Below are 21,752 nucleotides of genomic sequence, written 5' to 3' on the forward strand. Positions count from 1 at the left end.
GGGGAGAGTTAAGAACGCCGTGAACATAATTCGGGCGCGGCCGGACGTCCGACGCCGCGGCCGCGCCCAGCCGAACGATTCAGCCGACCCCGTTCATGCTGGTGTTGATTGCCGCGTTCGGGGTCACGCTCATATTGATGTGCTCGCTGATGTTGCCGGCCAGCCATTGGTTCTGCGCCAGCGTCTCGAAGACACAGATCAGCAATAACTTTCGGCTGCGCCTGCTCACCGAGTATTCGAGATCCGGCGCGGTTTCCGGACCGCGCACGGCGTTGCTGATCCCTTTGCGCAGGCTGGGTTCGGAGAGCAGCCAGAACAATTCCGGTCCGATCAGCACCGACTGCCCGCCGGTTTCGTGGAACCAGCGGCCGGCGAATTCGATCAACAGGTCCGTGAACGCGTCCCCGCTTTCCACGGCTTCGGTGAGCTGGCTCAATGCGCCCGATCGATCAACACTGCTCTGGATCACCGAGGCGAGCCTGCTCGCGACTTCCCGGAACTGATCGACGTCTTGGTCCTGCCAGACTGTGAGAGCCATGTTTACTCCATCGAAGTAGTCGAGCGCGGGTGTATTTTCAGCGAGGCCTGTCTATCGGTTGTTGGAGTTGAGCAGGGTGCGGCCGTTCGCGGCCTCGAAACCGTTGAAGCGCAGCGGGGTACGCGGCCCACCGGGCGGTGCGGGGCTCGCCAGGGCCGCGGCGGCCATCGCCGCGTGGTCGTCGAGCCGGGGCTCGTGGCCATTGAGCTGGGGCGAGGTCACCGGGTCGACGACCTCGTCGGGCTCGGTCGAGCGCACCGGTGCGACGACGGGGGCGGGCCGCGCGGTGCTGCGGGCCAGCAGGATCAAGGTGAGATGGACCGCGAAGAGCAGGGTGAGCGGCATTCCGGCGTAGATGATCAAAGACACCGGGCCGCCGCCGATTTCCCGCGCGTATTCGATATTCCCGGCGACCGAAACCAGGGTGGAAAGAACGAATAGTCCGGTTGCATACCACCAACCCGGGCTGCGTTTGGGAAATGACGCGGTGGCCACGATGGAGCCGACCACCAGGCCGTCGATGGCGATCGGCACATTCGAGGCCAGGCCGGGTTCCACCAGATTCCGCACGGCGAGATGATGGAGCGCGGCAAACGACATTTCGAACGCTTTCATCGCCACCACGGCAGAAACGAGCAGCGACAGATACAACGGACGCGGCCGGAGCAGGCTGCGCACCCGCGGCCACGTGGCGGGACGGGCCGGCTGCTTTATTGATTCGGCAGCAGCGCCCGGCGTGATCGTCGTCATAGCGGGGAGCGTAGCGCGCGCGACGCGTTATCCGACGGAGCGAATGGTTCGAGTCGCGAATGCACTCAATTACGGACTCGGCGCGATGAATGAATTCGGCCCGATGCGCGTTGCGTGCACATCGGGCCGGAATTCCGTGCGGCCGGGCGATATATCGATGCCCGGCGTATCGCCTAGGCGCGCAGCCGCTCCCTGCGCAACTGTTCGACCTCGGGCAGGTCCAGCGGCGCCAGCTCCGAGACGCCGAGCGCCCGCATCAGCAGCAGATCCGCGAGCTCCGGATTGCGCGCCAGCGCGGGACCGTGCATGTAGGTGCCGAGCACCGAACCCTGTACCACGCCCTCCAGGCCGTCGCCCACCCCGTTGCCGATGCCGCGGGTGACCCGCGCCAGCCCGGTCGCGTCGCCGCCGAGTTTGGTACCGCCGCGGTGGTTTTCGAAACCGGTCAGCGCCGCGGTGAGGCCGGGCAGCAGCGGCGTGGTGGTCACCTCGCCGATCGCGCGTTCGGCCTGCGGCGAGGTGGTCACGTCGATCATGCCGACACCGTCGACCCGCTCACCCGAGGAGGTCTCGTACCACTGGCCGAGCACCTGGATCGCGGCGCAGATGGCAAGCACCGGAGCGCCTTTCGCGGCGGCCTGCTGCAGCCCGGGGTAGCGCTGCAGATGCCGGGTGGCCAGTCGCTGGGCCGAATCCTCCGCGCCGCCAAGGGTGTACACGTCCAGCGAGTCGGGTACCGGGTCGGCCAGGGTGATCTCGACGATCTCGGCGGCGTAGCCGCGCAGGCGCAGCCGCTGGCGCAACACCAGCGCGTTGCCGCCGTCACCGTAGGTGCCCATCACGTCGGGCAGGACCAGCCCGATGCGTACTGTGGATTCGGTCATGCCGTCCGTCCGTCGAGGTCGCGGTTGAGGTCACGGAACGCGGTGTAGTTGGCCAGCACCTCGACGTGCCCGGCGGGACAGGAGGCGATGGCGCGCACCGGATTCGGCACCGTCGTGTGTTCGACACCGGCGTAGGTCAGGCGCACCGCGAGGTCGGTGGCCCGCTCGCCCGACGCGACCACCTGGACTCCTTCGAAGTGCTCGAACCGCACGTCCCAGAGCCAGGACAGATCCTCGCCGTCGGGCACCTGTCCGTTCACCGCGATGACCAGTCCGGCCGAGGCCGGTTCGATCATCGAGAGGGCTTCCTGCCAGCCCGCCGGGTTCTTGGCCAGCAGCAGTCGCGCGGCATGCTCGCCGACCTGCACGGTCCGGTAGCGGCCCGCGATCTCGCGCACCGTGCCGGTCGCGGCGACCGCGTCGGCCGCGGTGGCGCCGAGCGCGACGGCGGCGGCGACCGCCTGTGCGGCGTTGCCCCGATTGGCGCGGCCGGGCAGGGCCAGCTCGAGCGGCAGCCGTACCCCGTCGGGACCGACCAGATCGTTGCCGTCCAGCCACCAATTCGGTTCGGGCCGTTCGAAATCCGCGCCGGTACTGCGCCAGTGGCTGCCCTCCCAGCGGATCGGTTCGCCGCTGCGCGGGCAACTGGTGGCGTCCATCGACCAGCCGCTGCCCGCGGCCACCCACACCACTTTCGGGTGGTCGTAGGCGATCGAGGTCACCAGCACGTCGTCGCAGTTCGCGATCACCACCGTGCCGGGGTGGCGCGCCAGGCCCGCGCGCAGCCTGCGTTCGATCATGTTGATCTCGCCGACCCGGTCCAGCTGGTCGCGGCTCAGATTGAGCAGCACGACCGCCGCCGGATTCAGCGAATCGGTGACGTGCGGCAGATGCAGCTCGTCCACCTCGATCGCGGCCAGCGGGGCGCCGCGGTGCGCGCTGAGCGCGGCGACGATGCCCGCGTCCATGTTCGCGCCGTCGGCCTGGGTCGCCACCGCGCCGAGCGTGCTGAGCGCCGCCGTGGTCATCCTGGTTGTGGTCGACTTGCCGTTGGTGCCGGTGATCAGCACCGTGCGCTTGCCGCGCCCGAGCTGGTCCATGATCGTCTTGTCGATCTGCAGCGCGATGAGCCCGCCGATCATCGATCCCTTACCGCGTCCCGCCCGCTGCGACGCCCACGACGCTGCCGCCGCGGCTCGCAGCGCGATTCGCCCGCGCACCGAAATGTCTGCCACGCCGCGAGTCTAGTGTCGACCGGCGCAACCGGCTCCGTCAGCTGTCGCCGACCGGTATTCGTCGCGTTCGGCCGGTATCAGCCCTGGTAGAGCTTGGCGTTGTAGTTGGCGGGGGCATAGTGCTGTTCGAGCTGCTCGATCGTCGCGGTGACCTCGCTCTGCACCTCTTTGACCAGGTGCGGCCAGCTGGGCAGGCCGTCGTCGGGCCACTGCTCGGGCTGCCAGAGATGGCTGCGCAGGAACGCTTTGGCGCAGTGGAAATAGATCTGCTCGATCGACACCTCGACGGCCAGGATCGGGCGGTGGCCGCGCACCACCATGTCGTCGAAGTACGGTGCGTCGCGCACCAGCCTGGCCCGCCCGTTGATCCGCAGGGTCTGCGGCCGCCCCGGAATGATGAACAACAGGCCGACGTGCGGGTTGGCGAGGATGTTCAGATAGCCGTCGGCCCGTCGATTGCCCGGCCGCTCGGGGATCGCGAGGGTCCGGTCGTCGAGGACCTTGGCGAAGCCGGCCGGGTCGCCCTTGGGGGAGGCGTCGCAGTTGCCCTCGGCGTCGCTGGTGCTCATCACCAGGAACGGCGTGGCCGCGATCCAGTCCCGATCCCTGGGGTGCAGCGCGACGCGCTCCTTGTTCGCCGCGAGCGGCGTGACCTCGCCGAGTAGTCGCCGCAGGTCCGCCGGGTCGGTGATCTGATCGCTGATTTCGCCCACAGCTGATTCAAGCATCTGCGCGGGCGCGGCGATCCGCTTCGGTCCGACGGTGATCGATCGCTCAGATCGGGACGTCGAACAGATTCGGCTGGCCCGCCGCGTAGCGGTCGGCGTCGATGCGGCGCAACGGTTCCAGTTCGGGCGCGCGGTACAGGGTGTACATCCGGCAGCGTTCGGCGGTCGAGCCTGCCACGTCGAGCAGGGCGTTCACCGCGGCCCTGGCCGACTCGTTGGCCCCCTCCATTGTCGCGAGATCGACATTGGTGCGCACGTAATCGCCTGCCAGGAACAGGTTTTCGAGCGCACCGTGCGGCGCGGGCCGGTGCGCCCACGAGCCGGCCGTGTTGATCAACAGCGGATCGGCGTTGGCGTTGCGGCCCTTGTCCGCCTGCCAGGTGATGCCCGGATCGAGGAACCACGAGTGCAGGTCGGCCTCGCGCAGCACGTCGCCGCGGTCGTCGAGATGCGCCGCCAGCTGCGCCCAGACCTCGCGTGCGATCTCCTCGTGCGTGCACTCCTTGGCGGGCTTGCCGTACAGCAGGCCCGGGGTGTTCCAGTCGGAGATGTCCACGGAAAGGCAGTCCTGCACGGTGCCGTCGCCGAACTCGCCGAATTTCCGTGTCCACAGCTGATCCTGGTTGATCGAGGTGAGCGCCCACGGCGCGTCGATGTAGGCGGCGTGGCCGCGCGAGATATCGGCGGGCCTGCGCAGGTAGAACTGGATGCCGTTCATCCAATCGGTAACCAGCTTGTCCATGGCGCCCAGTTCGGGACGGACCTCGAGCACCGCGGGCGACCAGAGCATGCGGGCCCGTTCGGCGGGCAGCGCGACGACGAAGTAGTCCGCCTCGACGGTGCGGGGCGTGCCGTGCTCGTCGACGATGCGCGCGGCGCTGATCCGGCGGTCTCGGAGTTCCAGCTCGCGCACCTCGGCGCCGAGCACGAATTGCACACCCAGCGTGCGCAACCGGTCCAGCCACGGCTCGATCCAGACCGCGTTGGTCGGCCCGTTCAGCACCCGGTCCATTCCGCCGTCGTTGCCGATCTCCAGCGGGTTGCCGAGGAACTGTTCGCCCATGTTGCCGATGGTGCGGACACTGGCGACGTTCTCCTTGGCGGCGACCATGATGCTGGTCAGCGTGCGGGAGAGCAGCGCGCGGAATTCGTGCGAGCGCGCGTGGTTGCCGACGTAGTCGTGCCAGGAAGTGTTGTCCCACTGGCCGTCCCGGCGGGCATCGCAGCTGCTGTTGAACACCAGCAGGCGGTCGGCGAAGTACATGCCCTCGGCGGGCGGCATTTTCAACGCGGTCGACAGGGCCGCGCCGAGTGTCTCGCGGAAGGCCTCCGGGCTGAACGGGCCGCGTGCGCGGAAGCCGAGCGGCACCCGGAAATCGTCGCCGCCGCGCCGGGCGAAGCGCGCCTCCGGCACCGCGACCAGGTTGTTCCACACCCCATTCGGGTTGTCGCCGAACGGAATTCGCCGCATCGTGTCGGGCACGTGCTGGTAGAAGCCGGGGAAGAAGCGGAAACCGTGCTCGCCGGGCAGATCCGGCCGGCCGCCGGAACCGGTGCCGGGAACCGGCACGCTGCGCGCCTTGCCGCCCCAGGCGCGTCGCTCGAAAATCGTGACCTGGAAACCACGTTCGATCAGTTCGTGCGCCGCGGTCAAACCCGCGACGCCACCGCCGAGTACCGCGACCCGCCTGCCGCCCGGAGCACCGGCGGCAGGCCCGGATCTGAGCGCGCCGGTCAGTAGTGCCCCCGCTGTTGCTACCCCCGCCGTCACCGTGCCGCGAAGAACATTCCTGCGCGATACGGTCCACCGATTTTCTGCCATGCGCCGCTCTGTGCCTAGCCTCGGGACCTTTGTTACATGTTGTCACTACTGTAAAGCGGCAGGTCCCGAACCGGCGTACCCGCCCCGTGCCTCGCCCGAGGGAACGCTGACTCGGACAATGGCTGTGAGCATAGCGATATCGGCGCGGGGATAGGCGAACCTGTGCCGACGGTTGCCAGAACCCTTTGGCACACATGAATATCCGGGCAGGTTTCAGGCCTCGATCAGTTGCGGACGGGGGCGATCGGTGGCCGCGTCGGGGGACGCGGCCTGGCCGGTGGCGGTCGCGGTGCGCTTGCCGGAGGTGGCGGCGAACGCACCCGCGATGACGATCACGCCACCGACCAGGGACAGGGGGGTGGGGGTTTCGTCGAGAAACGCCCAGGCTGCGGCGATTCCGACGACGGGGACCAGCAGCGTCAGCGGTGCGACGACGCCGGCGGGGTAGCGGCTCATCAGGTAGGTCCACATGCCGCTGCCGATGACCGTGGCGAGCACCGCGATATAGGCGAGTGCCACCAGGGCAGGCCAACCGGCCGCGGAGAAGGAGCCGGTCAGTGCGTGCCAGCCGGTGGCCGGGCCTTCGGCGGCGGCGGAGAGCGCGAACAACGGCAGCGGCGGGACCACGGCCAGCCACAGCGTCAGGTGCAGGGTGTTCAGGCCGGGCGACTCGACCGTCGCCTGTCGCGCGCCGATATTGCCGAAGGCCCAGCCGAGACCGCCGGCCAGGGTCAGCAGCACCGGCAGCAGGGTGGCGTGTTCGAGCCGGTCCCAGCCGATCACCACCATGCCCGCCAGCGCGACCACGATGCCCGCGACCTGGCTCGACCGGATCCGTTCCCGCAGGAACAGGGCGCCGAGCAACACGGTGAACGGCGCGGAGGATTGCAGCACCAGCGAGGCGAGCCCGGTCGGCATGCCGACCCGCATCGCGGTGAACAGGAAGGCGAACTGCAGGATGCCGAAACCGGTGCCGTACAGCAGGAGCCAGCGGGTGCGCACCCGCGGTCGCGGGACGAACAGCAGGACCGGAACCGCGATGACCGCGAACCGCAGCGCGGCGAAGAAGAAGGGCGGGAAGTGATCGAGTCCCACGCGGATGGCGAGAAAGTTCAGGCCCCAGAGCAGGATGACGGTAAATCCGAGCAGTCGATCACGAGCGGTCACGTGGTCCATCGTGCGTTCGGCTAACCATCAGAACAATCGAATAAATACGGATCATTGATGTAGTTTTGCTTCATGATCATTGCCCGGCCCCCGATCGGCACGGGCGTCGGTGGCTGAGCATCCCGGCGGCCCGCCGATGTCGCTGGACCGGCTGCGGGTGCTGTGCGAATTCGCGGACCGGGGCACCATCGCCGCCGTCGCCGCCGCGCTCTCGATGACCCCCTCGGCGGTGTCGCAGCAGCTCAAGGTGCTGGCCCGGGAGGCGGGCGTCGCGTTGCTCGAACCCGACGGCCGCCGGGTCCGGCTCACCGACGCGGGGCAGGCGCTGGTGGTGCGCGCCGATGAGGTGCTCGCGGCGATGGATCGGGCCGTGGCGGAGATGGCGCACTATCGCGGCTCGCCCCGTGGCCGGGTCCGGGTGGCCGTATTCCCTTCGGGCGGAGCGCTTTTGCTACCCCTGGTGTTGCCCGCGATGACCGACAGCGGCGTCGATGTGGTGGCCACCGACTGGGACCTGCCGCCCGCCGACCTGCCCCGGCTGCTCGCCGACAACGACGTGGTGCTCACCCACCGCGACGAGCGCGCCGCGCCCGTCGCCGACTCGCGCATCTCGGTGCACATGCTGATGCGCGAGCCCATCGATGTCGTGGTCGCGCCGACCCATCGGCTCGCCGGGCGCTCCGCGGTGACCCCGGAGGAGCTCGCGGACGAGACCTGGCTCAGCGTCAAGGGCGGCTTCCCGATCGACGACGTGCTGCGCTCGATCGCCACCGTCACCGGCGTGCGACCACGAATAGCGCAGCGGCTCAACGAGTTCCATCTCATCGAAACGGTGGTCGCGTCCGGCTACGCCGTGGCGCTGATGCCGCGCTACGCGGTCTCGCACCCCGACTTGTCGGTGCTTCGGCTCACCGGGGTGCGCGCCGCCCGCGTCTACGAACTGGCCACCCGCCGCCGCGCCGAGCACCGTCCCGCCATCGCGGCGGTGCTGGCGGCGTTCCGCGATGCGGTCACCACCGTCACCGCCGATTCCCCGCCGCCGGATGGGAGCCGAACCGGCCTGCGGTGAATTGTCGAGTTCTGACAGGTGGTTTCGCGGCCGTTCGGGTCCGGCTCGGCGAAGCCACTGGTACCGGGGTCGAGTGCCGAGCTTAGGCGGCGAACGCGTCGGCGTCGTTGGTAACTTCGCACAACTCCCGCGCCCGGCTGTGAGTGTTCCGCACATGACGCGCCGCCGATCGGCCAAATAGATTGCAGGACAGGCTATCCGGTAAGACGAAAGGACACGCGACAGCAATGCGCGATATCACCGAGTTCTCCACCCGCAACGGAGGATTCCGGAGCGTGGTGGTGACCGCGGTCGAGGTTTCCTCCGCGCTCGGCGCCGACGCCGAGTCCACCTGGAAGGGGCTCCTCGCGGGCGAGAGTGGGGTGCGGAAACTCGACGACCCGGAGGTCGAGAGCGGACGCTTACCGATCGATATCGGTGCGAAGTTCAAGGTCGACCCGACCGCCGAGCTGGACCGGGTCAAGAAGCGGCGCATGTCCTACGTCCAGCAGGTGGCCTACGTGATGGGCAAACGCATCTGGGAAACCCTCGGGGCGCCCGAGGTGGACCAGGACCGGCTCGGCGTCTCGATCGGCACCGGCGTCGGCGGCGCGGAGGTGATCGTCGATTCGAACGACATCCTGCGCGATCAGGGCTACCGCAAGGTCTCGCCGTTCGCGATCCCGATGGCCATGCCGAACGGGCCGGCCGCGGTGCTCGGACTCGAACTCGGCGCTCGGGCCAGCGTCGTGACGCCGGTGTCGGCGTGTTCGTCGGGGTGTGAATCGCTGGTGCACGCGTGGCGCTCGATCATTCTGGGCGAGGCCGACATGATCGTCGCGGGCGGCGTCGAAGGTCGCATCAATGCCCTTGCGCTGGCGGGCTTTACGAACATGCGGGCGTTGAGTTCGCGGGTCGGGGAACCCGAACGTGCCTCGCGTCCGTTCGATCGGGACCGGGACGGGTTCGTCTTCGGCGAGTCGGCGGCGTTGCTTGTGCTGGAAGCCGAAGAGCACGCGCTGGCGCGGGGCGCGCGGCCGATCGCCCGGCTGCTCGGCGCGGGCCTGACCGCCGACGGCTACCACCTGGTGGCACCGGACCCGGAGGGCCGGGGCAACGCGCGCGCGATGCGGCGCGCGCTGGAGACCGCGGGTGTCGACGGCACCGAGGTGGACCACGTCAACGCGCACGCCACCGGCACGCCGTTCGGCGATGTGGCCGAGGCCAAAGGGGTTTCGGCCGCGATCGGCAACCATCCGTCGATCTACGCGCCCAAGTCGGCGCTCGGCCACTCGGTCGGCGCGGTGGGCGCGCTGGAGGCCGCGATCTCGGTGCTGACGCTGCGCGACGGCGCGATCCCGCCGACCCTCAACCTGGACCACCAGGACGCCGAGATCGATCTCGACATCGTCAGCGGCGCAACCAGATACACCGACGTGCAGTACGTGATGAACAATTCGTACGGCTTCGGCGGGCACAACTCCGCGGTGTTGTTCGGCAAGTACTGAGGTCAGGCGAACGACTGCGGCCCGGCACAGAAGTACCGGGCCGCAACGTTTTTCAGGGTTTTCAGTGACCCATCGGGCCCGGGTGGTGGTACTGCTGGGCGCCGACGTAACCGAAGTCGTCGGCGACCATCGCAGCCAGTTCCAGCAGCGCCCGCCTGGTCGGCTTGCTCACCAGTTCCAGATCGATCTCGGCGCCCTCGGCGAGGTGGTCGTCGAAGGGCACCACCTGCACCGCGCGGGTGCGGTCGAGGAACAGCTTGCGCAGCTGATCCAGGTCGACGGTGGAGGCGCCGCGCCGGGACGCGTTGACCACCACGACGGTGCGTTCGACGAGTTTGCCGTAGCCGTGGTGATCGAGCCAGTCCAGCGTGGCCGAGGCGCTGCGCGCGCCGTCGATCGCGGGCGAGGTGACCAGCACCAGTGAGCTGGCCATATCGAGCACGCCCGCCATCGCCGAGTGCATCAGGCCGGTGCCGCAGTCGGTCAGGATGATGTTGTAGAACGACTGCAGGATGCCGATCGCCTTGCGGTAGTCGGCCTCGCTGAACGCCTCGGAAACCGCCGGATCCTGTTCGCTGGCAAGCACTTCCAGGCGGCTCGGCGCCTGCGAGGTATGCGCGCGGACATCGGAGTACCGGCTGATGTGCTGGTCTTCGAGCAGGTTGCGCACGGTGGAGCGGGTCTGGCGCGGCACCCGGTGCGCGAGCGTGCCGAGGTCGGGGTTGGCGTCGATCGCGATGACCCGATCGCCGCGCAGCGACGCGAACGTCGAGCCGAGACCGACCGTGGTGGTGGTCTTGCCGACACCGCCCTTGAGCGAGAGGATCGCGATCCGGTAATCGCCGCGCACCGGCTGGTTCACCCGGTCGACCAGGTCGCGGTAGACCACGTCGGCCGCGGACTCGCCCGGGTTCAGCATGCCGCCGGTGGCCTTGTGCACGGCGCGGCGCCAGCCGCTGCGCGGGGCCCGCCTGGCCCGCTTGAGCAGGTTCAGGTCGTTGACCGAATGACCGGGCTGACCCGGCGCGGGCACGTGCTGCGGCTGGAACGGCTGCGCGGGCTGATGCGGATTCGGCCCACCCTGCCAACTAGGCGCGGGCGGCTGGCCCATCGGCTGCGGCGGCGGAGGCTGCTGCTGGTAGACCGGCGGCGGCTGATGCGACACCGGCGGGGGCGGCGGGGCCCAGCTGTAGATCGGCGCGGCCTGCGGCTCGGGCTGCGGCGCGGGCGCTTCCGGCTGCTCCGGTACCCGCCGGACCAGGCCGTCGGGGCCGATCTCCTGGCGGTACTCGCCGTAGCCGGGGTTCGGCGCCTCCGCGACCTGGTGGCTGCCGCTGTGGCCGGCCACCGGCTGGTACGCGCCGGTCTGATATGGCTCATATGCGCCAGGCGGCGCGAACGGACCGGCGTTCGGCGGGGCGTAGCCGCCGTATTGCTCGGCCGGGCCGGGCGGCGGGAAACCCTCGGGCGGACCGTAGGGCTGCGGCGGCGCGGACGCCTGCGGGTAGGACACGGTCTGGTCCGTCGAACCGCTGAAGTCGGGCTGCGCGGGATCCTGCTCCGGCTGGTCCGGCGTCTCCGCCTCGGCCGCCGGCACTTCCACGTCACCGGTCTGCTCGGGCGACTGCTCGGCGGATTTCTCCGACTCCGTGGCGTCGGCCGTGTCCACCGCTTGACTCTGCAGCCAGGGCGGTGAGGTCGGGTTGTGGTCGTTAGTTGTCACAGTTCCCCCATCTGCTCGGGACTTCGAGCAGAGAGCTCGGCGCTTGAGTGCGAAACCAACGCTAGCACGGGGTTCGCGGGCTCGCGTCGCCGTGTGCGGCCGCCGGACTTCGCTTGCAAACGCACTATGGACGGCGGACGCGCCCGGATGACACGCCGCCGATATCTGGTCTCCGACAGCAAGATCGAGAGCCGGGCGCCCGGTCGATCAACGACCGTCGCGCCCGGCTCTCACCGTACTCGACCTGCGCGATCAGCGTGCCCAGGTTGACCCAGGACACCGCCGCTCGCGTCGCGGGTCAGTGCGCCCGGTTCACCGCGGAGACCACCGCGCGCAGCGATGCCGTGGTGATCGAGGTGGCGATGCCGACGCCCCACACCACCTTGTCGCCGATCGCGCACTCCACGTAGGCCGCGGCCTGCGCGTCGTCGCCCGCGGACATCGCGTGCTCGGAGTAGTCCAGCACCCGGACGTCGAAGCCGACGGTCGCGATCGCGTCGATGAACGCGGCCAGCGGGCCGTTGCCGGTGCCGGTGATCTCCTGCTCCACGCCGTCGACCTTGACCACCACGGCGATGGTGTCGGTGCCGCCGTCGGTCTCGGACGCGGTGACCTTCTGCCGGATCCGCTCCAGCGGCCGGATCGGGCTCAGGTACTCGTCGGCGAAGACGTCCCACATCTCCTTCGGCGTGACCTCGCCGCCCTCGCCGTCGGTGATCCGCTGGACCGCCTGGGAGAACTCGATCTGCAGCCGCCGCGGCAGCGCCAGGCCGTGATCGGTCTTCATGATGTAGGCGACGCCGCCCTTGCCGGACTGCGAATTGACCCGGATGACGGCCTCGTAGGTGCGCCCGACGTCCTTCGGGTCGATCGGCAGGTAGGGCACCGCCCAGATGATGTCGTCCACATCGGCGTCCGCGTCGTCGGCCGCGACCTTCATCGCGTCCAGGCCCTTGTTGATGGCGTCCTGATGGCTGCCGGAGAACGCGGTGTAGACCAGGTCGCCGCCGTAGGGGTGCCGCTCGGCGACCGGCAGCTGGTTGCAGTACTCGACGGTGCGGCGGATCTCGTCGATATCGGAGAAGTTGATCTGCGGATCGACGCCGCGGGAGAACAGATTCATCCCCAGGGTGACCAGGCAGACGTTGCCGGTGCGCTCACCGTTGCCGAACAGGCAACCCTCGATCCGGTCCGCGCCGGCCTGGTAACCCAGTTCGGCGGCGGCCACCGCGGTGCCGCGGTCGTTGTGCGGGTGCAGCGACAGCACGATCGCATCGCGGCGGGCCAGGTTGCGGCTCATCCACTCGATCGAATCGGCGTAGACGTTCGGCGTGGCCATCTCGACGGTCGCGGGCAGGTTGATGATCAGCGGTTTGGCCGGGGTGGGCGCGATGATCTCGGAGACCGCGTCGCACACCTCCTTGGCGTACTCCAGCTCGGTACCCGTGTAGGACTCCGGGCTGTATTCATAGCGCCAGTTGGTGTCGGGGTACTGCTGCTCGATCCGCAGGCACAGCGCGGCCGCGTCCGTCGCGATCTTCTTGACCGCCGCGCGGTCGGCCCGGAAGACCACCTTGCGCTGCAGGATCGAGGTGGAGTTGTAGAAGTGGACGATCACGTTCTGCGCGCCCGAGCAGGCCTCGAAGGTGCGCTCGATCAGCTCGGCGCGACACTGGGTCAGCACCTGGATGGTGACGTCGTCCGGGATCGCGCCGTCCTCGATGATCTCGCGGACGAAATCGAAATCGGTCTGGCTGGCCGAGGGGAAGCCGACCTCGATCTCCTTGTAGCCCATCCGCACCAGCAGGTCGAACATGCGGCGCTTGCGGGCCGGGCTCATCGGGTCGATCAGGGCCTGGTTGCCGTCGCGCAGGTCGACCGCGCACCAGCCGGGCGCGACGTCGATGATCTTGTCCGGCCAGGTGCGGTCGGGCACCGTGACGGGCTCGACCTCCTCGGCGAACGGACGGTACCGGAAGGTCGGCATCGACGAGTTCTTCTGCGCGTTCCAGGCGGGCTGGTCGGCCGGCGCGGGCTTGGACGGCGGCGTGATGGTGCGGGAGCCGGATACGAAGGCGTCAGCGGGGGACATGGCGATTTCTCCGAGGGGGTGTGGTGTTTCCCAAAGGTTTGGGTCGACCGGCGCGGCAAAACCCCGCGACGGGAGCCGGTCCAATCAGAACCCGTCGCGGCGGCCGAGAAGAAGTGCCCGCTGCATGATGTCGGCGAGTTTACCGGGTGGCAATACACGGGCGAAAGCCCGGTCCCGTCGTCGGGTCATCCGACGTCGGCGCTAGCGTTCCGCAAAGAAGCAAGGAACGGATTTTCCTATGACATGGCTCGAACAGCTCGCCATCTTCGGCGCGGGCATCGCGGCGGGCGGGATCAACACGATCGTCGGGTCGGGCACCCTGATCACCTTTCCGGCGCTGCTCGCCTTCGGCTTGCCGCCGGTGACCGCGAACGTCTCCAACACCATCGGCCTGGTCCCGGGGGCCATCAGCGGCGTCCACGGCTACCGCCGTGAGCTGGCCGGACAGCGCGAACGCCTGGTGCGACTGGGTACCGCGTCGCTGCTCGGCGGCATCACCGGCGCGGTCCTGCTGCTGACGCTGCCCGCGAACGCGTTCAAGGCGATCGTGCCGGTGCTGATCATCCTGGCGCTGGTCCTCGTCGTCGTGCAGCCGCGGCTGTCGCGCTGGGTGAAGGCGCGGCGCGCGGACGGGGCGGGGCCCGCGCCGCAGCACGGCGGGCCGGTGCTGTTCGTCGCGGTCTTCGCGACCGGCATCTACGGCGGTTACTTCGGGGCTGCCCAGGGTGTGCTGCTGCTCGGTTTGCTCGGTGTTCTCGTGCACGAGGACATCCAGCGGCTCAACGGCGTCAAGAACGTGCTCGCGCTGATCGTCAACGGCGTGTCCGCGCTGATCTTCATCGTGATCGCCGACGTGAACTGGCAGGCAGTCGGGCTGATCGCGCTGGGCTCGATCATCGGGGGTCAGCTCGGTGCGAAGATGGGCAGGCGGATGCCGCCGAACGTGTTGCGCGCGGTCATCGTCGTGGTCGGCACCATCGCGGTGGTCCGGCTGTTGATGTCCTAGGAGGTGGTCAGTGCCGGCTCAGGGTGCAATTCATCCCTGCGGGGGACGACGGCCGCGTCCGCGCGGCACAAGATAATCGATATGCGTGGGTGGAGGATCGTCGTTGTCGCTGCGCTCGCCCTGGTGGTGGCGCCGCTGAGCGGCTGCGGCACCCCGGACGAGCACGAACAGGCCGTGGCCGACCTGGCCGGACAGGCCGACGCCGCCGCGACCCCGCGGCTGGACTGGGCGTCGTGCCAGGACAAGGCGTTGGGCAAACTGCAATGCGCGAGCGCGACCGTCCCGCTGGACTACGCGCAGCCGCAGGGGGAGACGATCGAACTCGCGGTTGTGCGCCAGCCCGCGACGGATCAGTCGCGCCGGATCGGCACCCTGTTCACCGCCGCGGGCGGCCCGGGTGGTTCGGGCCTGCAGTGGGCGGCACGAGGCGAGATGTTCCCCGGCGAGATCGCGCGCCGCTTCGACGTGGTGACCTTCGATCAGCGCGGTACCGGCCGCAGCGCACCGGTCCGCTGCTTCGCGAATCCTGAAGAGCAGCAGCGCTTCTGGGCTGCCGCATGGCTGCCGCCGGTGACCGACGAGCAGGCGGCGCAGCAGGCGCGGGCCAGCCGCGACCTGGCCGCGGGCTGCGCCGCGCACAGCGCCGCCCTGCTGCCGCACCTGACCACCGTCGACGCCGCCCGTGACCTCGACCTGTTGCGCCGCGCGGTCGGCGACCGCCAGCTCACCTTCGAAGGTGGTTCCTACGCAAGCTATCTCGGCGAGGTGTACGGCGCGCTCTTCGGCGACCGGGTGCGGGCGCTGAGCCTCGGCTCGATGATCGACCCGGACGCCTACACGTCCGATACCCGTACCGAGGTCGCGAACTCGGCGGCGGGCACCGAGGAGGTGCTCGCGGAATTCTTCCGGCTGTGCGCGCAGGCAGGCCAGCCGCGCTGTGCTTTTGCGAGCGCCGGTAAGCCGGCCACCGCCGACCCGGTCGGCCAGATCCGCACCGATCAGAAGCCGACCGGCGGTGCGGATCTGCAGGCCAGAGACAACGCACTGCTGGACCGGTTGCGGCAGGAGCCGATTGCGGTCGGGACCGGGGACCGGGCCCGGTCGGTCACCTATCACGAGGTCATCGCCCCGCACGCGCTGCTGCTGTACGACTCCGAAAAGGGTTGGCCCGCACTGGCGCAGTTGCTCACCGAACTCGAGCGCGGCGCGGAGGGCAACCCCGATGTGGTCCGCACGGTGCTGGCCGCGAGCGCGCTGCCGCCCGGGTTCCTGGACTCGTTCACCGCGATCTCCTGCGCGGACAACACTTTTCCCCGTGACCCCGCGCAATGGCCCGCGATGGCAAGGGATTTGAGTGCGGAGAGTCCGATCTTCGGCGCGTTCTGGCTGGCCATCCGGCAGCCGTGCGCCGCGTGGCCGATTCCCGAGGGCGGCTATCCGCAGCGGTACGCGGGTCCCTGGATCATGCGCTCGGACGTGCCCGCGCTGCTGTTCAGCAACCGATACGACCCGGTGACGCCGCTGTCCGCGGCCCGCACCGCGCAGCAGGCCCTGGTGAACGCGCGCCTGGTGGTCATCGACGGTGGCTATGGCCACGACACCACCACCGACTGCACCCGGCGGTTGCAGGAGCGCTACCTCATCGATCAGCAACTGCCGGCGCCGGGCGCCACCTGCGAGCCGGACGCGGCGCCGTTCGCGCGGTGAATCCGGCTCGGCGACCGTGCCGGCAACCGGGGTCGACCCGGCTCGTTGCCCGGGCGTCACCTGGCCGTTGCCCGCGGCGCGCACCCGAATGCGGAAGTCCGCCAGGGCAATAGCAGGTGGACAACCGGTGACGGCCCGTGAACGACTGTTCAGCGCACGGGAATACCGGTAATCTGCGCTCGGCCATGCGTGATGAGGGAGGTGGCTGGGTGCGTAGACGCGCCTTCTTCAAAGCTGCGGGTGCAGCCGCCCTGCTGGGCGCTGCCGCGGGTTCGGCTTCGTCGCTGACGGCCGGTGTGGGGTCCGCGGACCCCGTCTGGAATCTGCTGTTCCAGGCCTGGGTGCCGGAAATCTTTGCCCCGCTGCCCGATCCGCCCGAGCATTCGCCCGCGATCGTGATCGGCTCCGGCTTCGGCGCCGCGGTCACCGCGTTGCGGCTGGCCGAGGCCGGTATCGCCAACACGGTGCTCGAACGCGGCTCGCGCTGGCCCAACGATCCCTGGCGGGAGATCTTCACCGGCGACGACCTGCCCGACGGCCGTGGTTTCTGGCATCGCACCAGCTTCACCGGCGTCTCCAAGGTGCCGGTGCATTTCGCGAGCTTCGGCGGCGTGCTCGACTGCACCAGCTACCCCGGCATCGATGTCTGGCGGGCGGCGGCGGTCGGTGGCGGCTCGGTGATCTTCACCGGCGCGATGGTCGCCCCGGAGCGCCGCTTCTTCGACCACGTCTTCGGCGGCACCGTCGACTACGGCGAGCTGGACCGCGTCTACTACCCGCGGGTGCGGGAGATGTTGCGGCTGAACACGATGCCGCAGGACATCTACGGTTCGACGCCGTTCACGCACTCCCGGGCCTGGGACGACCAGGTGCGCAAGGCCGGCTACCAGCCGCTGCCCAACGACTCGATCTTCAACTGGGACATCCTGCGCGCCGAACTCGGCGGCGGTTCCCGTCCGTCGGGCACCGCGGCGCGCAGCAACCTGGGCAACTCCAACGGCGCGAAGTTCGACCTGAACCAGAATTATCTGCGCTACGCCCAGGACACCGGCCGATCCGCGATCTTCCCCGGCCACCAGGTGGAGTCGATCGCGCAGGAGCCGGGCGGCCGGTACTCGCTGACCGTGACGAAGCTCGCGCCGACCGGCGAGGTGCTCGGCACCCGCACCCTCACCTGCGATCAGCTGTTCCTCGGCGCCGGTTCGGTCGGCACCTCGGAACTGCTGGTCCGCGCGCAGGCCACCGGCACCCTGCCCAACCTCAACGAGCACATCGGCGACGGCTGGGGCACCAACGGTGACGTGGTGCTCGGGCGCGGCGCGAGCGCGCTGGCCGGTCTCGGGCAGGGCGTGCCGAGCGCGAGCCGGATCTTCGACGAATCGGGCGCGCCGCTCACCCTGGAGAGCTGGTACATCCCCGGTATCCCGTTCGAGACGGGCGCGCTGGCCTCGCTGGGCATGGTGCTCGACGGGACGCGCTCGCGGTTCGGTTACGACCGCGCGGCGAACCGGGTCGGCTTGAGCTGGCCTGCCGAGAACCGCGCGGAGATGGTGGCGGCCGCCCGCGCGGTCGATCACCGGATCGCCGAAAGAGCCGATGCCGTACTGGAATACGGTGCGCTCGGCTACGACGCCAACGCCCTGTTCACCGCGCATCCGCTGGGCGGCGCGGTGCTCGGCCGGGCCACCGACGGCTACGGCCGGGTGCACGGCCATCCCGGTCTGTACGTGATGGACGGCGCCGCGATCCCGGGCAGCACCGGCACGGTGAACCCGTCGCTCACCATCGCCGCGCTCGCCGAACGCAATATCGAGGCGATCATCCGCCAGGGGAAGTAGCGCCGGCTCGCGGTCCGTGCCGTCGCGCGGGCCGCGTACTACCCTCGGCCTGACCATTCAGTGTCGAAAGGGATCCGCGTCGTGGCCTATGTCAGCCCCACTCCGGTCGGCGAGGAGCTTCCGGAGGGCGATTACCCGCGTAAGCCGCCCGCGCTGTGGACCGATTTCGTGATGCTCGCGCTGGCGATCGTCTCGGTGGTGCTGGTCGTCTGGATCACCTTCTTCCCGGTCGCCGCGCAGACACATCGGGTGATCGTGCTCGTCGACTGGTCGATCTGCGGAATCTTCGCGGCCGAGTTCCTGTGGCGCTGGCGCCGGGCGGGCTGGCCGTGGACGTTCCCGTTCGTCTACTGGTACGAGGTCCTCGGCATGATCCCGGTGACCAGTCCGTTCTTCCGCGGGTTCCGGCTACTGCGGATCGTGGTGATCCTGGTCCGGCTCGGCCGCGTCGCCGACCGGATCTTCGGCGACCGGATCACCGCCGCGGTGGTCAACCGGTTCGTGACGACCATCGTGGACGTGATCAAGCGCCCGATGACGATCGCGGTGATGGACGAGGTGGCGCACGTGCTGCGCACCGGCCACTACACCCGCAACATCGCGGCGGCGCTGGAGGAGAACCGGGCCGAGATGGACGAGATGATCCTCGAGCTGATCAAGAAGGACCCGCAGGCCGGCCGGGTGCGCTACATCCCGTTCCACGACGAGATCATCCGGTTGATCGCCGACACCACGTTCCGCATCGTCTTCCAGGTGCTCGCCGATCCGCGCACCGACGAACTCGTCTCGGATGTGTTGCGGGAGAACATCGATCAGATCCGCGACGCGGTGCGCGACGGGGTCCGGGTGGCGCCGTCGGCGTATGGGCCGACGGCGGCCGAACACGGGGTCGCGCACAAACTCAGTCAGGTACGCCGTGCCTGATCTGGTCGCGGGGCTGGGCGAAGCGCACGGTCTCGAAGAGGGTGAGCGCCGCGAGCACGGCGCAGAGCATGGTCAGCGAGATCAATGCGGGCAGGGCCGCGGCGAGCGGGATCAGCGCGAGCAGCAGCACCACGGTGAGCACCCGCGGCACGCTGATCGCTCCGGTCGCATAGTGTTTCGCTCCGATCAGCGCGACCAGGTACAGCACCACGCCGCCGTACAATGCGAACAACGGGATGCCGTAGAGCGCGTCGCTCAGCGTGTGATGCGAGGCGTCCCCGACGTAGTAGAGCACCTTCTTCAAACCCAGTGAGAGCCCGATGATTCCGACGATCATCGGGAAATGCCAGAAGGTGTAGGCGCCCCGCGCGATCTTGATCTGCCGGGCGCCGTCGGCATGTTTGAGCTCGTGTTCGATGGACAGCGCGGCGACGTCGAAATAGGTCCACCACAGCAGTCCGGAGATGGCCAGGCCGAGCAGCGCGCCCACCGCGATCGGCCAGGAGATCGGCAGCCCGGCCACCCCGATGCCGATCGAGACGATCGATTCGCCGAGCGCCACGATGATGATCAGTCCGTATCGCTCGGCGAAATGGCTCGCCGAGTTCAACCGCCAGTCGGTGCCCGCGAGCAGGGTCCACAGATAGTCGCCCGCGATCGCGGCGATCCACAGCGCGATCTGCACCCTGCCCTCGGTCATCGCGGCGATCACCAGCAGCGTGGTGCCGATCGTGATCGAACCGAGCGACCAGCGCAGCACCTGGTTGCGCAACTGCGCGTCCTGCGCGCTGGCCAGCCAGAACATGAAGACGTGCACCAACCGCACGACCAGGTACGCGATGGCGAAGACCAGCGGGCCGTACCAGCCGCCCGCCATGTCGTGGAATGCCTCGGGGATGGTGAGCGCGGCGAGAAACGCACCGCCCATCGCGGTGAACATCGCGACCCTGGCGAAGCCTTCGTCGGCGCGGATCACGTTGCCCAGCCACGAGTAGGCAATCCACAGCCACCACATCAGGGCGAGCACGAGGAAGGCGCGCAACAGGTTCTTCGCGCTGGTCTCCTCCGCCGCCAGGTCGGTGACCATGGTGAACGCGAATACGAGCACCAGGTCGAAGAACAGCTCGAGTTGTGTCACCGACGCACCCTCGGCCACCGGCTGAAGCCGAACCCGTTTGGAACCGATCATGGTGCACATCGTCGCACCCGGACGCCGTCGATGCCGGTCAGGCGGGGCGCGCGTGGCGGCGATTTCACTCAGGGCGCACGCGGGCGTGGTTATTCGTCATGGCTATACGGCTTGAAAGTTTTCCGTTTCCGGAAACCGTTCGGCAAACTCGATGAAATTCTGCACCGCGGTCTCGTTGAGCTTTCGCACGGTGCGCTTGAGTAGTAGGCCGGGCACCGGGATGGGTAAGTAGATCTCCGCGTGATACCAGACCCGGGTGCCGTCCGCGCCCTCGGAGATCTCGAAGAAGCCGCCGCCCTTCGCGTTCCTGGTGCTGTCGGTGACCTGCCAGGACACCCGATCCTCGGCCCAATCGTATTCCAGTACCTGCATATCGGAGCTGCCCAGGATTTCGGTCTTCACGAATACCCGCAGTGGTCGTCGCGCGTCGTCGCGGGACGCGACGCGGGCATCGGTATATCCGGGCGACCATTCCGGCAGCATTTCCACGGCGGCCAGGGCATCGAGTACCTGTGCGGAATCGGCGTCGACGACGAATCGGATATCGGTTCTGGTGCGCATGAAAAACCTTCCGACCCCCGATGGACAACGGCCCGATTCTCTCCAGCACGGTTCGGTCCGTCAACCTTCTGGTACGGATTGGTGGTTCGCGCACACCTGCGACGTGCACTTATGTGATCGAGGTGAAGATCGACTACGCGGTGTACAGCTTCCGCGTGGAAGATTCGGGGGTGGTCAGTCCGCCGGTTCGACGATCGCGTCCGGTCCCGGATAGACCAGGGATTCGCGCCCGTCGGTGTAGCGGACGAGGTAGGGCGGCGACCCGTCCGGGCCGCGCACCTCGATGATCTCCCCTTGCCGATCACCCCGCCCCACCACGTGTCCGTGCACGAGCAACCGGTCGCCGACCTTCGCCATCATCGACTCATTATCGAATGGGTGTGACGGCGCTCACCGGGTTTCCGGTCGTTGCGACCGTTTGGTCTCAGCCCCGGATGACCCGATCCACCGCCGCCTCGATGAGGTCCTGGCTCTGCTCCTCGGTGAACACCTCGGGCAGCGTGAGCCGGTCCACGATCAGCCAGTTCAACGCGAGATAGAGCAGTAGGACCGACTTTTCGTCGCCGGGCAGGCCGGCGTCGAGGTGATTGCGCACGTTGAACTCGATGTCGGCGCGCACCCGCTCGGTGAGCACCGCCCGCAGCTCGGGCCGCCGCGTCGCCTCCAGGCGCAACTCCAGCAGCGCGAGATAGCCGGTGCGGAAAGCCTCGATACGACCCACGACCTCCTTCATCAACGTGACGATGTGCTCGCGGGTCTGCGGTCCCGTGGCGAGTTCGGCCATGGTGGCCTCGCTCGGCTGCAGCCGTTCGTAGAAGCGACCGCCGGCCTGGGTGAGCAGATCGTCGCGGTTGGCGAAGTAGTTCGACGCGGTTCCCGCGGGCACCCCGGCGTCCTTGTCCACCGCGCGGAAGGTGAGGCCGCGTGCGCCGTCCCTGGCCAGGACCTCGATGGCCGCGTCGAGCAGCGCCTGCCGGCGCTCGTTGTTGGTCCGCACTTGACACCACTCCATCCGTAGTACTACATTCTGAC

Annotated in this window: 19 protein-coding genes; 6 read left to right on the forward strand and 13 right to left on the reverse strand. The window is 68.8% G+C overall.

Going from position 1 to position 21,752, the window contains the following annotated elements; all coding sequences use genetic code 11:
* Positions 1-79: 79 nt before the first annotated feature.
* From NVU01S_RS12570 to NVU01S_RS12600, 7 genes are all read right to left on the reverse strand, one after another.
* The gene (locus tag NVU01S_RS12570) at positions 80-538 is read right to left on the reverse strand and encodes a hypothetical protein (protein ID WP_043677584.1); all 459 of its coding nucleotides are present in this window, start codon (positions 536-538) and stop codon (positions 80-82) included.
* A gap of 51 nt (positions 539-589) precedes the next feature.
* Positions 590-1,288, reverse strand: coding sequence for a DUF2637 domain-containing protein (locus NVU01S_RS12575; RefSeq protein ID WP_082032281.1), 699 nt, complete (start codon positions 1,286-1,288; stop codon positions 590-592).
* Positions 1,289-1,461: 173 nt separating this feature from the next.
* On the reverse strand, positions 1,462-2,172 hold the full coding sequence (locus NVU01S_RS12580; protein ID WP_043677582.1) for a type 1 glutamine amidotransferase: 711 nt from the start codon (positions 2,170-2,172) through the stop codon (positions 1,462-1,464).
* On the reverse strand, positions 2,169-3,407 hold the full coding sequence (locus NVU01S_RS12585) for a MurT ligase domain-containing protein (protein WP_043677580.1): 1,239 nt from the start codon (positions 3,405-3,407) through the stop codon (positions 2,169-2,171). Before NVU01S_RS12585 ends, NVU01S_RS12580 begins: the two co-directional genes overlap by 4 nt.
* 77 nt (positions 3,408-3,484) lie before the next feature.
* On the reverse strand, positions 3,485-4,120 hold the full coding sequence (locus tag NVU01S_RS12590) for a pyridoxamine 5'-phosphate oxidase family protein (RefSeq protein ID WP_244467424.1): 636 nt from the start codon (positions 4,118-4,120) through the stop codon (positions 3,485-3,487).
* Between the two features lie 61 nt (positions 4,121-4,181).
* Positions 4,182-5,957 carry a hydroxysqualene dehydroxylase gene (locus NVU01S_RS12595; protein WP_043677576.1) on the reverse strand — a complete coding sequence of 592 codons (1,776 nt, stop codon included), beginning with the start codon at positions 5,955-5,957 and terminating at the stop codon, positions 4,182-4,184.
* A 213-nt stretch (positions 5,958-6,170) separates the two neighbouring features.
* Positions 6,171-7,124 carry an EamA family transporter gene (locus NVU01S_RS12600; RefSeq protein WP_043677633.1) on the reverse strand — a complete coding sequence of 318 codons (954 nt, stop codon included), beginning with the start codon at positions 7,122-7,124 and terminating at the stop codon, positions 6,171-6,173.
* A gap of 136 nt (positions 7,125-7,260) precedes the next feature.
* Between NVU01S_RS12600 and NVU01S_RS12605 the strand changes: the two genes are divergently transcribed.
* Both NVU01S_RS12605 and NVU01S_RS12610 read left to right on the forward strand, forming a co-directional pair.
* On the forward strand, positions 7,261-8,193 hold the full coding sequence (locus NVU01S_RS12605; RefSeq protein ID WP_043677631.1) for a LysR family transcriptional regulator: 933 nt from the start codon (positions 7,261-7,263) through the stop codon (positions 8,191-8,193).
* Between the two features lie 227 nt (positions 8,194-8,420).
* Complete coding sequence (locus tag NVU01S_RS12610) at positions 8,421-9,680, forward strand: KasA/KasB family beta-ketoacyl-ACP synthase (RefSeq protein WP_043677574.1); 1,260 nt, start codon at positions 8,421-8,423, stop codon at positions 9,678-9,680.
* 61 nt (positions 9,681-9,741) lie between these two features.
* Here the strand turns inward: NVU01S_RS12610 and NVU01S_RS12615 are convergent, their stop codons facing one another.
* Together NVU01S_RS12615 and leuA are read right to left on the reverse strand one after the other, a co-directional pair.
* Entirely contained in the window at positions 9,742-11,403 is a 1,662-nt protein-coding gene (locus tag NVU01S_RS12615; RefSeq protein WP_244467423.1) for a MinD/ParA family ATP-binding protein, read from the reverse strand.
* A 298-nt stretch (positions 11,404-11,701) separates the two neighbouring features.
* Positions 11,702-13,495, reverse strand: a complete 1,794-nt coding sequence (gene leuA, locus NVU01S_RS12620) for a 2-isopropylmalate synthase (RefSeq protein WP_043677570.1) — start codon at positions 13,493-13,495, stop codon at positions 11,702-11,704.
* Positions 13,496-13,733: 238 nt separating this feature from the next.
* On the opposite strand from leuA, the gene NVU01S_RS12625 reads away from it, so the two are divergent.
* The 4 genes from NVU01S_RS12625 (at position 13,734) to NVU01S_RS12640 (ending at position 18,970) form a co-directional block, all read left to right on the forward strand.
* Positions 13,734-14,501, forward strand: coding sequence for a sulfite exporter TauE/SafE family protein (locus tag NVU01S_RS12625; protein ID WP_043677568.1), 768 nt, complete (start codon positions 13,734-13,736; stop codon positions 14,499-14,501).
* A gap of 81 nt (positions 14,502-14,582) precedes the next feature.
* On the forward strand, positions 14,583-16,208 hold the full coding sequence (locus NVU01S_RS12630; RefSeq protein WP_043677566.1) for an alpha/beta hydrolase: 1,626 nt from the start codon (positions 14,583-14,585) through the stop codon (positions 16,206-16,208).
* Positions 16,209-16,417: 209 nt separating this feature from the next.
* Complete coding sequence (locus NVU01S_RS12635) at positions 16,418-18,046, forward strand: GMC oxidoreductase (protein ID WP_043677562.1); 1,629 nt, start codon at positions 16,418-16,420, stop codon at positions 18,044-18,046.
* 81 nt (positions 18,047-18,127) lie between these two features.
* A complete protein-coding gene (locus NVU01S_RS12640) occupies positions 18,128-18,970 on the forward strand; it encodes a hypothetical protein (protein WP_043677560.1) in 843 nt (280 codons plus the stop codon).
* On the opposite strand, the gene NVU01S_RS12645 is transcribed toward NVU01S_RS12640, so the two are convergent.
* From NVU01S_RS12645 to NVU01S_RS12660, 4 genes are all read right to left on the reverse strand, one after another.
* Positions 18,948-20,159: a low temperature requirement protein A gene (locus NVU01S_RS12645; RefSeq protein WP_043677629.1), complete on the reverse strand. Its 1,212-nt coding sequence runs from the start codon at positions 20,157-20,159 to the stop codon at positions 18,948-18,950. The two genes, NVU01S_RS12640 and NVU01S_RS12645, sit on opposite strands and share 23 nt — an antisense overlap.
* A 102-nt stretch (positions 20,160-20,261) precedes the next feature.
* Positions 20,262-20,720 (reverse strand): SRPBCC family protein, encoded by a 459-nt coding sequence (locus NVU01S_RS12650; protein WP_014981141.1) that lies wholly within the window; start codon positions 20,718-20,720, stop codon positions 20,262-20,264.
* Positions 20,721-20,894: 174 nt separating this feature from the next.
* Positions 20,895-21,080, reverse strand: a complete 186-nt coding sequence (locus tag NVU01S_RS12655) for a DUF1918 domain-containing protein (protein WP_043677557.1) — start codon at positions 21,078-21,080, stop codon at positions 20,895-20,897.
* 64 nt (positions 21,081-21,144) lie between these two features.
* Positions 21,145-21,732 (reverse strand): TetR/AcrR family transcriptional regulator, encoded by a 588-nt coding sequence (locus NVU01S_RS12660; protein ID WP_043677553.1) that lies wholly within the window; start codon positions 21,730-21,732, stop codon positions 21,145-21,147.
* Positions 21,733-21,752: the final 20 nt, after the last annotated feature.

Source organism: Nocardia vulneris, assembly GCF_001613425.1.
GTDB lineage: Bacteria > Actinomycetota > Actinomycetes > Mycobacteriales > Mycobacteriaceae > Nocardia > Nocardia vulneris.

Bases quoted from the DNA above. Each gene is read 5' to 3' on its own strand.
- NVU01S_RS12660 (WP_043677553.1), bottom strand. From the start codon at position 21,732: ATGGAGTGGTGTCAAGTGCGGACCAACAACGAGCGCCGGCAGGCGCTG.
- NVU01S_RS12570 (WP_043677584.1), bottom strand. From the start codon at position 538: ATGGCTCTCACAGTCTGGCAGGACCAAGACGTCGATCAGTTCCGGGAA.
- NVU01S_RS12630 (WP_043677566.1), top strand. From the start codon at position 14,583: ATGCGTGGGTGGAGGATCGTCGTTGTCGCTGCGCTCGCCCTGGTGGTG.
- NVU01S_RS12605 (WP_043677631.1), top strand. From the start codon at position 7,261: ATGTCGCTGGACCGGCTGCGGGTGCTGTGCGAATTCGCGGACCGGGGC.
- NVU01S_RS12580 (WP_043677582.1), bottom strand. From the start codon at position 2,172: ATGACCGAATCCACAGTACGCATCGGGCTGGTCCTGCCCGACGTGATG.
- NVU01S_RS12645 (WP_043677629.1), bottom strand. From the start codon at position 20,159: ATGATCGGTTCCAAACGGGTTCGGCTTCAGCCGGTGGCCGAGGGTGCG.
- NVU01S_RS12650 (WP_014981141.1), bottom strand. From the start codon at position 20,720: ATGCGCACCAGAACCGATATCCGATTCGTCGTCGACGCCGATTCCGCA.
- leuA (WP_043677570.1), bottom strand. From the start codon at position 13,495: ATGTCCCCCGCTGACGCCTTCGTATCCGGCTCCCGCACCATCACGCCG.
- NVU01S_RS12575 (WP_082032281.1), bottom strand. From the start codon at position 1,288: ATGACGACGATCACGCCGGGCGCTGCTGCCGAATCAATAAAGCAGCCG.
- NVU01S_RS12595 (WP_043677576.1), bottom strand. From the start codon at position 5,957: ATGGCAGAAAATCGGTGGACCGTATCGCGCAGGAATGTTCTTCGCGGC.
- NVU01S_RS12655 (WP_043677557.1), bottom strand. From the start codon at position 21,080: ATGATGGCGAAGGTCGGCGACCGGTTGCTCGTGCACGGACACGTGGTG.
- NVU01S_RS12625 (WP_043677568.1), top strand. From the start codon at position 13,734: ATGACATGGCTCGAACAGCTCGCCATCTTCGGCGCGGGCATCGCGGCG.
- NVU01S_RS12610 (WP_043677574.1), top strand. From the start codon at position 8,421: ATGCGCGATATCACCGAGTTCTCCACCCGCAACGGAGGATTCCGGAGC.